Source organism: Nocardia sienata NBRC 100364 (assembly GCF_001613205.1).
Classification (GTDB): domain Bacteria; phylum Actinomycetota; class Actinomycetes; order Mycobacteriales; family Mycobacteriaceae; genus Nocardia; species Nocardia sienata.
Genome location: NZ_BDBX01000023.1, coordinates 21,888 through 29,227, shown reverse-complemented (window position 1 = coordinate 29,227; position 7,340 = coordinate 21,888). Strand labels below are relative to the sequence as shown.

The 7,340-nt window shown below is 69.5% G+C and carries 4 protein-coding genes; 2 read left to right on the top strand and 2 right to left on the bottom strand.

What is annotated here, in order from left to right; translation table 11 throughout:
- Window positions 1-268 precede the first annotated feature (268 nt).
- Window positions 269-1,360 (top strand): glycoside hydrolase family 183 protein, encoded by a 1,092-nt coding sequence (locus NS4_RS14450; protein WP_063060049.1) that lies wholly within the window; start codon window positions 269-271, stop codon window positions 1,358-1,360.
- Between the two features lie 57 nt (window positions 1,361-1,417).
- Here the strand turns inward: NS4_RS14450 and NS4_RS33390 are convergent, their stop codons facing one another.
- The gene (locus tag NS4_RS33390; RefSeq protein WP_245665405.1) at window positions 1,418-4,297 is read right to left on the bottom strand and encodes a VanW family protein; all 2,880 of its coding nucleotides are present in this window, start codon (window positions 4,295-4,297) and stop codon (window positions 1,418-1,420) included.
- A 337-nt stretch (window positions 4,298-4,634) separates the two neighbouring features.
- Here NS4_RS33390 and gnd point away from each other — a divergent pair, with 337 nt between their 5' ends.
- On the top strand, window positions 4,635-5,666 hold the full coding sequence (gene gnd / locus NS4_RS14440) for a phosphogluconate dehydrogenase (NAD(+)-dependent, decarboxylating) (RefSeq protein ID WP_063060048.1): 1,032 nt from the start codon (window positions 4,635-4,637) through the stop codon (window positions 5,664-5,666).
- 221 nt (window positions 5,667-5,887) lie between these two features.
- Here gnd and NS4_RS14435 read toward each other — a convergent pair whose 3' ends face one another.
- Window positions 5,888-7,180, bottom strand: coding sequence for an acetyl-CoA C-acetyltransferase (locus NS4_RS14435; protein WP_063060047.1), 1,293 nt, complete (start codon window positions 7,178-7,180; stop codon window positions 5,888-5,890).
- Window positions 7,181-7,340: the final 160 nt, after the last annotated feature.

The window sequence follows — 7,340 nt, the reverse complement described above, 5'->3', positions numbered from 1 at the left end:
GACTCGACCGCCCGGGTGACCTGGCGGCTCATCACCTTCACGAACAGCAGCACCCTCTCGGTGCCGAGTTCAGCGAGGCCGTGAAGGGTCGAGACCCGTCCCGCCGTTCAGCGCCCGAAGTGCATGCGGCGAAGCCGCGAGTCTCGGGCGCTGAACGGCGGGACCAAGGGGGCCTCGACCCCGCCCCGCCGGAGGCGGGGCCGATGAACACAGCACATGGCAAGATGGCCCCTGAGTCGCCGCGCCACCCAGCAGGAGGACATCGAGAATGACCCCCCGCCCGCTGTCCCTCCTAATGCGTACCGGGGTCGCCGGTGCCGTCGCGGCCCTGGTGCTGGCCGGTCCGGCGGTAGCGGATCCGAACAATGTGAACCCCATTCCCGGTATCAACGGCGAACCCCGCGGTCTGCCGACGCTGCCCGGTGACACCCAGGCCATCTATCAGGTGACGGGTATGGACAGCCCCAACAGAACTCAGCGGGTGAATGTGCTGGGCACCGATCTGGGGGTGATGTGGGACGACGGTGCGGGAACGCTGCTGACCGCGTTCGGCGATTCCGCGGGTCTGGGGGTGCCGAACCTACTGGCCGGCAGTGTGTGGGCGTGGACCAGCAATGCCCTGTTCTTCAGCCACACCAAGGATCCGGCCCATGGCATCGTCTTCGACGGCGCGGTCCCGAATCCACTGCCGAGCCCGAAGATTCCGGGTATCGAGATCAGTTTGATCCCGACCGCCGGGATCTCGGTGGGCGGCGTGCAGTACCTGAGCATGATGTCGGTGAAGGAGTGGGGCGACCACGGTTTGTGGACCACCAACTTCGCCACGCTCGCCGCGTCCGGTGACGGCGGACGGACCTGGGCCCAGCTACCGACCACGCGCCGGGCGAATGTGGACGGCCACGAGCGATTCCAGCAGAACGCGTTCGTGAAGAGCGACGGATTCGTCTACCGCTACGGCACGCCGGCCGGCCGCAACCATCCCGGGTACGTGTCGCGGGTACGGGAAGCCGATATCGCGAATATCGATGCCTACGAGTACTGGGACGGGCACGGCTGGAAGTCGAACGACGCCAGAGCTGCCGCGCCGGTCTTCGAGGGTGTGGCCGAGCTGTCGGTGCAGTGGAACGAGCATCTGCGCAAGTTCGTGATGCTGACGACCGACCCGTACAACTCGGTGGTGCTGCGCACCGCGGACGCGCCGGAGGGTCCGTGGAGTACGCCCCGGGTGCTGCTGGAAGCAGCCGCCCTGCCGACGGCCTACGCACCGATGATCTTCCCCTATCAGACCGGCAGCGACCTGTACTTCCTGCTCACCGTGCATCGCCAGTACAACGTGCTCCTGATGCGCACACCGCTGTAACCCCCTTGGAGACAACAGTGCCCGCCCCGGCTACCGGGGCGGGCACTGCGGTGTTTCTCAGCGCGAACCGGGGCGGCTGCTGGGCCGGCTGCTCGGAGCGCTACCGCTGGGCCGGCCGCCGCCGCTGGGCTCGTCGGTGGATTCCTCCGGCTTGTCCTTATCCGGCGACTCGCACTTGACCTCCGGCACCGGGTCGTATTTGACGGTCCGGGTGTGGCGGGAGATCTCCGCGCCGGTGTTGATATCGGTGATCACCCGGGTGTCGGAGATGGTGAACCCGGGAGCGCCCGTGGAGGCGATACAGTCGTCGCCCTCGGGCAGGGTGATGGTTTCCGGTTCCGTCGGCTTGGTCTTGTCGCCGGTGATCGATTCCACGTTCACCGTCTTGGTACCCCAGATACGGACGGTCACCTCGGAGCTGTCGGCGAAGGCCTGGATGTAGATGCCGTGCGGGGTGTTGTTGCGGAACTGCAGGTCGATGGCACCGTCGAACACGGTCGCTTCACGAGCCGCGGGATAGCGGGAGATGTAGTAGCTGTGCTCGGTGTGGCCGGCGTCCTCCAGGCCCGCGAAATAGGCCGCGTTGTAGAGGGTGGTGGCGAACTGGCTGATCCCGCCGCCCACGGCCTTGCTCGGGCGGCCGTGGTCGATGATGCCCGATTCCACATAGCCTTCGGCGGCGGTCCGCGGGCCGGTATGGGTGTTGAGCGAGAAGGTGTCGCCCGGTTTGACGACCGCGCCGTCGACCTCCTGGGCGACCGTGCGGATGTTCACCCCGGACGGGCCGGTGAAACCGCTGGTGGTGAACTCGCCCATCGTTTCGTTGATACCGAGCGCCTCGGCGGCCTGCGTGGTGAGCTTGGGTTCGATCCGCTCGTAGACCGCCGGCGTGGTGCGCGGGGCGCCGGTCGCGGCGAGCATCGCCGGCAGCTGCTCCAGCGTCTTGGCCCAGTTGACCTTGTCACCGACCACGGCGGGCACGACGGTGGGCGCACCGGAGAAGGTGAATGTCGCGTCCTTCGGTTCGACTTCGGTGGCGGCCAGTTGCGGAGCGAGCAGGTCGGTGGCCACCTTGTGGTCGAACTCGACCCGCAGCCCGCCGTGCCCGTCCGGGACGAAACCGACGATGGTGGCGATCTGCTCGGGACTCAGAGCGGCGGTGGCGTCTCCCTTACCGGTGTAGGACACCGGCGCGCTCACCGCGGGCTCGGCGATCTGCCGCATGGCCGCGTCGATCGCGTCCTTGCGGACCGCGGGCGGCGCCACGGCGACCGGCAGGTCCAGGGTGCTCGCGGTCGCCCACTGTTCGGTGATGACCGTGCGGGCCGCGGCGAGGTCCAGGACCCGGCCCGGGACAGGGTTCACCTCGACCGGCCGGGTGCCCTCGAAGTGGATACCGCCTTCGACGGGCGGCTGGTCGTGCACCTTCAGTTCCTCGAAGGTCCGGTTCAGCGCCGCCTCGTCGACCGAGCTGGCCACCGTAACCTTGCGGGTGGCGACGAAGGACAGCAGCCGCGAAGCCGGGTTCAGCGGTTGACCGCCCACCCGCTCCCAGGTGGCCTCCCAGTCCACGCCGAGGCCCGACGCGGCGGGCACCAGCTGGGTCTGCACATCGGCGATCTTCACCGGGACGACGGCACCGGAACGAGGGTCGAGTGTTTCCTGCAGCTTCGCGCGGGCGTCGTCCTTGTCCATTCCACCGATGGCGACCCCGGCGACCTCGACGCCGCGCGGAATCTTGCCCGAGGTCATCACCAGATCGGCGATATAGCCCACGAGTGCGACCCCGAACACGATCGCGGCGACCAACAGAACGCGCCGCGCATTCGCGGAATCGCGCAGCCAGGTACGGGCAGCGGCGAAACGACCGTTGTCGTCACCGGACCCGCCGGTGCCGCGACCACCGCCCGGTCGGCGCGGCGGCGCGGGCGGCTCGGACTTTTCGCCGTGCGACAGGATATCGGCACTGGTCGGATTGTTCGGATGGCCCGGCCACGAGGAAGGTCCCCCGGAGAGCCGCTGGGTCAGCGCGCTCGAATCGAAGACCTCGGTCGGCGCATCGTCGGGATCCGCGTCGGCGAAAACGGCGGGCGCGGACGCGACGGTGGGCCGCGAGAACTGCTGGGTGGTGTACTCGGGCCCGGTTGGGTCGGCCGGGGTGGGGCCGGGCGGGGTGGACGATCCGGGGCCGGAAGGCCGGCCGGGTCCGGGCCGTGCCGGGCCGGCGAGCCCGCCGGGGCCCGAGAGGCCGCCGGGGCCCGGCGGGATCCCGGGACCGGCGTTTGTTCCGGGACCGGCGTTTGTTCCGGGACCGGCTTTGGGTCCGGTACCGGAATTCGGTCCCGGACCGGCGGTGGGTTCGGGACCGGTGGAAGGTCCCGGACCGGAGGGCGCCGTCGCGGCGGGACCTGCGGAAGGCCTGATATGGGGGGATGCTGCCGGACCGGGACCGTGGGCAGGCCGGGCACCAGGAGGTACCGCCGGTCCGGGAGCGCCGACAGGCCGGGCACCGGGAGGTACCGCCGGTCCGGAAGGGCCGGCAGGCCGGGCACCGGAGGGAGCTGCCGGTCCGGGGCCGGAGGGGGCCGGGTCGCCGGAGCCCCGGGCGGGCGGTCCCGGCCGGGCGGCGGGATGGGAGGCCTCCGAAGCGTGGGGCGAGGTGTGGGGAGACGCACCGCCGGAACCCGGTGACGATGGGGCCTGGTCCGGCTCGGGCCGCTGCGCCGCGGAGCCGGCGCTGGGGTTCAACCAGGAACTGCCGCCGCGCCAGCCGGGCGCCACATTGTCGGCCTGTTCTACCGGTTCGGTCGGTGCGGGCGGCTGCTGCCCCTGCTGGGCGCGGCCGGTATCGAGCAGCTGACGTAGGCCGCCGTCGTTGCGCTGCGGGTGGCCGTGGTCGCGTCTGTCACCTCGGTCGGTGTTCGATTCGCTGCTCACGAACCGTCCTCCCCAATCGATACTTCGGGGACTCGCGGGGTGCGAGCCTTCGCCAACGATAGTTGTCCGAACTGTAATCTTCAGTGCCGGATCGATCACAGCTGCGCCATCTGGATAGCCGTGGACGTCGCAGTTGGGACATATCGCCCGAACGAGCCCTGGACAGCAAAGCGGCCCCGTGCAGTCGCCGGGTCGGGGGTCAGGCGATTGCACGGAGCCGACCGGTATATCGGTGCCGCGCGCGGGTCGTTACACGCGAACTCGACGAAAGTTCTCGAGAGGCGGGCACAATCGGGGACGGCATGCGATCCGACCTCTATCAGTAAGGGGACGTGAGATGCAGTTGGGCATGATCGGGCTCGGCCGGATGGGGGCCAATATCGTGCGGCGGATCGTCGCGGCCGGTCATACGGCGGTCGGCTGCGAACGCCACGCCGAGGTGATCGACAATCTCGCCGCCGAACTCGGCGACAGCTTCCGAGGCAGTACCGACCTGGCGGAGTTCGTCGCCGACCTCGACACGCCCCGCGTGGTGTGGGTGATGATTCCGGCCGGTCTCACCGGCCGCACGGTCGACCAGCTGGCCGAACTGCTGGAACCCGGCGATATCGTCATCGACGGTGGCAACAGCCGCTACCACGACGATATCGCCCGGGCCGCGCAGCTGGCCCCCCTCGGTATCCACTACCTCGATATCGGGACCTCGGGCGGGGTGTTCGGCCGCGACCGCGGGTTCTGCCTGATGATCGGCGGGGACGCGGCGCCGGTGCGGTACGTGGAACCACTGCTGCGGGCCATCGCGCCCGGGGTCTCGGCCGCGCCGCGGACCCCGGGACGGACGGGGGAGCCCGGCCCGGCCGAACAGGGTTATCTGCACTGCGGGCCCGCGGGGGCGGGCCATTTCGTGAAAATGGTGCACAACGGGATCGAGTACGGCGTGATGGCGGCCTACGCCGAGGGATTCAACATCATGCACAAGGCCGACTACGGCAACCGCGCCGGCGGCGAGTACTCCGCGGAGGAGACTCCACTCGAACATCCGGAGTACTACCGGTACGACATCGATATCGCGGAAGTCGCGGAGGTGTGGCGGCGCGGATCGGTGGTGGCGTCCTGGTTGCTCGATCTCACCGCCACCCAACTGCACGCCGACCCGAACCTGGATTCCTTCGGCGGCCGGGTCTCCGATTCCGGAGAGGGACGCTGGACGCTCGACGCCGCGGTGGATATCGGGGTACCGGCCCCGGTGCTCTCGGCGGCACTGTTCCAGCGCTTCGCCTCGCGCGGTGAATCGGCGTACGCGGACAAAGCCCTGTCCGCGATGCGCGAGGCCTTCGGCGGACACCACGAACTGCCCGGGTCGAGCTAGGGAGAACCCGACCGCGACAGGCCCCGGCGTACCCGGGAACCGCCGCCTTCTAGATCGGCATCTCGCAGAAGGGATCGCGTATGCGCGAGTGCGGGACCACCGGAAACGGAGATGCCCCGATCCGTGCGATCGAGACATCTCCGGTCCCCTGCGCCGGCCCGGGGCCCGCCACGGCTGTGGGCGCTTCCCTCACCCGCCGGATGGACCCGTGCCCGGCCGGTTCAGCGTTCCAGAATGGCGACCACGCCCTGGCCCCCCGCGGCGCAGATCGAGATGAGCGCCCGGCCCGACCCCTTCTCCGCCAGCTGCTTGGCTGCCTGGGCGACGATCCGGCCGCCGGTGGCGGCGAACGGGTGCCCGGCGGCCAGCGAGGAACCGTTGACGTTCAGCTTGGTGCGGTCGATCGAGCCGAGTGCCCCGTCGAGGCCGAGCCGCTCCTTGCAGTACTGATCCGACTCCCAGGCCTGCAGGGTGGCCAGCACCACCGAGGCGAAGGCCTCGTGGATCTCGTAGAAATCGAAGTCCTGCAGGGTCAGGCCGTTGCGGGCGAGCAGCCGGGGCACCGCGTAGGTGGGGGCCATGAGCAGGCCGTCGGGACCGTGGATGTAATCGACCGCGGCGACTTCGCTGTCCACCAGATGCGCGAGAACCGGAAGATTGCGCTGCGCCGCCCATTCATCGCTGGACAGCAGTACCGCCGAGGCGCCGTCGGTGAGCGGGGTGGAGTTACCCGCCGTCATGGTGGCATCGCCCAGCTTCACCCCGAAGACCGGCTTCAGCGTGCCCAGCTTCTCCAGCGAGGAGTTCGGGCGCAGGTTGTCGTCGCGGGTGAGCCCGAGGAACGGGGTCACCAGATCATCGAAGAAGCCGCGCTCGTAGGCGGCGGCCATGTTCTTGTGCGACAGATAGGCCAGTTCGTCCTGGGCGTCCCGGGAGACCCCGAACTCCTTGGCCGTGATGGCGGCGTGCTCGCCCATCGACAGCCCGGTACGGGGTTCGGCATTGCGCGGGATCTCGATACCGAGCATGCCCGGGCGCAGCTGACCGACCAATTTGAGCCGCTCGGCATTGGTGCGGGCGCGGTTGGCGTTCAGCATCCACTCGCGCATCCGCTCGCTGACCCCGATCGGCGCGTCGGAGGTGGTGTCGGTACCGCCACCGATACCCACCTCGATCCGGCCGGCCGCGATCGCGTCGCCGACGGTGACGACGGCCTGCAGGCCGGTGCCGCAGGCCAGCTGCAGATCGTGGGCGGGGGTGTAGGGGCTGAGCCGGCTACCCAGCACGCTCTCCCGGATCAGGCCGTGCTCACCGACCCGCTTGAGTACCGCGCCGCCGGCGACCATGCCCAGCCGCTCCGATTGCAGGCCGAAGCGGCTCACCAGTCCGTCCAGGGTGGCGGTGAACATGTCCTGGTTGGAGGCGTGGGCGTAGGCCTTGTCGGAACGCGCGAACGGGATGCGGTTACCGCCGAGGATCGCTACCGGACGGGTCGAACGGGGTGTGGTGGTCACTCGGGTCTCCCAGGTTGTCGAGTTGGCGAGAGGGTCGGGTGCTCCGGGCCCGGGCCGCGGCTGCGCGCCGCTGCTTCCGACGCCCGCCCGCGCTCGGTTTACGATAAACTTACTCCGGAGTAAGTTCAATGTCGACACCGCCTCCGGCGACTACCGACAC